The sequence below is a fragment of the Stenotrophomonas maltophilia group sp. Smal17 genome (assembly GCF_030237045.1).
In the GTDB taxonomy this organism is placed as follows: Bacteria; Pseudomonadota; Gammaproteobacteria; order Xanthomonadales; family Xanthomonadaceae; genus Stenotrophomonas; species Stenotrophomonas forensis.
The window spans coordinates 1-2,661 of sequence record NZ_JASJSU010000166.1 but is presented as its reverse complement, the minus strand read 5'-3'; the positions used below and the strand labels follow the sequence as shown (position 1 = coordinate 2,661).

The 2,661-nt window shown below is 67.5% G+C and carries 3 protein-coding genes; 1 reads left to right on the top strand and 2 read right to left on the bottom strand.

Annotated features, from left to right (window positions below):
• The first annotated feature begins 170 nt into the window (after positions 1 to 170).
• On the top strand, positions 171 to 1,379 hold the full coding sequence (gene kbl / locus QRO93_RS21315) for a glycine C-acetyltransferase (protein ID WP_008268606.1): 1,209 nt from the start codon (positions 171 to 173) through the stop codon (positions 1,377 to 1,379).
• Positions 1,380 to 1,463: 84 nt separating this feature from the next.
• On the opposite strand, the gene QRO93_RS21310 is transcribed toward kbl, so the two are convergent.
• Positions 1,464 to 1,799: a hypothetical protein gene (locus QRO93_RS21310; protein WP_180878932.1), complete on the bottom strand. Its 336-nt coding sequence runs from the start codon at positions 1,797 to 1,799 to the stop codon at positions 1,464 to 1,466.
• Positions 1,800 to 1,884: 85 nt separating this feature from the next.
• On the bottom strand, positions 1,885 to 2,661 hold a 777-nt coding region (locus QRO93_RS21305), incomplete at its 5' end, for a pseudouridine synthase (protein ID WP_285304353.1).

Genomic DNA, 2,661 nt, shown 5'->3' with positions numbered 1-2,661 from the left:
AAGGGGGAGCGGGCAACCGGCGCCAGACAGGCGTGGTTCACGAATTTTTAACCCGTTTGCTATTGCGATGCAACATGTGCCGGCCATGGCGGTGCGCCGCCCGGCCCGGTCGATGGCCATCGTTGCCCGGTAGAATCAGCGGTTTCCCCGTGCTGAGCCGTGCCCACGCCATGACCGACGCCTCCTCCGCCCTGACCCGCCACTACGCCGAGGAACTGGACGCCATCCGCGCCCAGGGCCTGTTCAAGTCCGAGCGGATCATCACCAGCCCGCAGTCGGCCGAGATCACCCTCGACGACGGCCGCAAGGTGCTGAACTTCTGTGCCAACAACTACCTGGGCCTGGCCGACCATCCGGACCTGATCCAGGCCGCCAAGGACGCATTGGATACCCACGGCTTCGGCATGGCCTCGGTGCGCTTCATCTGTGGCACCCAGGATCTGCACAAGCAGCTGGAGAAGCAGATCGCCGACTTCTTCGGCAAGCAGGACACGATCCTCTATGCCGCCTGCTTCGACGCCAACGGTGGCCTGTTCGAACCGCTGCTGGGCGAGAACGACGCGATCATCTCCGACGCGCTGAACCATGCTTCGATCATCGACGGCGTGCGCCTGTGCAAGGCCAAGCGCTTCCGTTACGCCAACTGTGACATGGCCGACCTGGAAGCCCAGCTGCAGGCCGCCGATGCCGCCGGCTGCAAGACCAAGCTGATCACCACCGATGGCGTGTTCTCGATGGACGGCTTCATCGCGCCGCTGGACGAGATCACCGCGCTGGCGAAGAAGTACAACGCGCTGGTACACATCGACGAATGCCACGCCACCGGCTTCCTCGGCGCCACCGGCCGCGGCTCGGCCGAAGTAAAGGGCGTGCTGGAGAAGATCGACATCATCACCGGCACCCTGGGCAAGGCCATGGGCGGCGCACTGGGCGGCTTCACCTGCGCCAGCGCCGAGGTGATCGAACTGCTGCGCCAGCGCTCGCGCCCCTACCTGTTCTCCAATTCGCTGCCACCGCACGTGGTCGCCGCCGGCATCAAGGCGTTCGAGATGCTGGCCGCCGCTGACGACCTGCGCGGCACGCTGGCCGAGAACACCGCCTACTTCCGCGAGAAGATGACCGCCGCCGGTTTCGACGTGAAGCCGGGCGTGCATCCGATCAGCCCGGTGATGCTGTACGACGCGCCGCTGGCGCAGAAGTTCGCCGAGCGCCTGCTCGAAGAAGGCATCTATGCGATCGGCTTCTTCTTCCCGGTGGTGCCCAAGGGCCAGGCCCGCATCCGCACCCAGATCAGTGCGGCACACAGCCGCGAGCACCTGGACCGCGCGATCGATGCCTTCACCCGCATCGGCGTCGAGCTGGGCGTGATCAAGGGCTGATCATGGCCGGGGTCGGATCCCTTTCCTACGGAAAGGGTTCCGACCCAATCAGAGCGTGCCGACCAGGGTCGGCACCCGCAGGCGTCACTTCCTTTTCTTCTTGTCCTTGGGCTGATCCTTGCTGGCCACCACCACCGGCTTGGCGGCGGCGTCCTGGCCATTGCCCTTGGCAACGCGGATGCCGTTGGCCTTCATCCAGGCATCGAACTCGTCGGCGGTCATCTTCCTGTCGCCGTCGCTCATCAGGAAGCGGTAGCTGCCGCGGCCATCCAGCTCCGGGGTCTTCACTTCCACCACCGGGGTCTCGGCCGGCGTTTCCGCCTTGGCCACCTTCTTGTGGCCACCACAGGCGGTCAGCAGCACCATCGGCAGCAGCAGGCCTGCGCAGCGCAGGGTTTGGTTGAGGGTCGGGTGGTACATGGGCAGGCTCCGTTCGGGAAATTCAACAACCAGGCGCCCCCTACGCCTGGAACGGTGGCCGGCAACCGCCGGCCGCGGGCGATGGTCAGCCCGGTGCAGCGGCCCCCAGCCGCTGCTGGTCGCTGACCTCCAGAACCCGCCACTGGCCCTTGCCGAGATCGCCGAGCAGCAGCCCACCGATCGCGACCCGGACCAGGCGCAGCACCTGCAGGTCGAAGGCCGCCAACAGGCGGCGGATATGACGGTTGCGGCCCTCGTCGAGGACCACCTCCAGCCATGCGGTCTTGTCGCCACTGCGCAGCACGCGCACGGCCTGGGCAACGAGGAACTCGCCCTCGTCCTCCACGCCGGCCTGCAGTGCCGCCAGGGTGGCGTCATCGGGCAGGCCATCCACCTGCACGTGGTAGGTCTTGATCGGCCCGGTCTGCGGATCGGTCAGGCGCGCGGCCCACTGCGGATCATTGCTGAACAGCAGCAGCCCTTCGCTGGCCTTGTCCAACCGCCCGACCGGTGCGATCCACGGCAGGCCGGCACCATCAAAGCAGCGATACACGGTGTCGCGACCGCGCTCATCCTGCACGGTGGTCACCACGCCGCGCGGCTTGTTGAGCATCAGGTACAGGCGTTGTGGCGCTGCCAGCGGCTGGCCGTCGACCTCGATCGGCGGCGCCGGCTGGCCAATCGGAAACTCCGGATCGCGGACGATGCGCCCGGACACCCGAACGCGGCCTTCGGCGATCCAGCGCGCGGCCTCGCTGCGCGAGCACACGCCGGCCTTGGACAGCACGCGCGCCAGGCCATGACGGACACCGGTGGCGGTGGCAGCGGGCGTCGCACGCCCACGCGGTGCGTGGGAGCGGGC

What these genes read in the sequence shown, in the direction of transcription:
- kbl (WP_008268606.1), top strand. Translation starts at nt 171, where the DNA reads ATGACCGACGCCTCCTCCGCCCTGACCCGCCACTACGCCGAGGAACTG.
- QRO93_RS21310 (WP_180878932.1), bottom strand. Translation starts at nt 1,799, where the DNA reads ATGTACCACCCGACCCTCAACCAAACCCTGCGCTGCGCAGGCCTGCTG.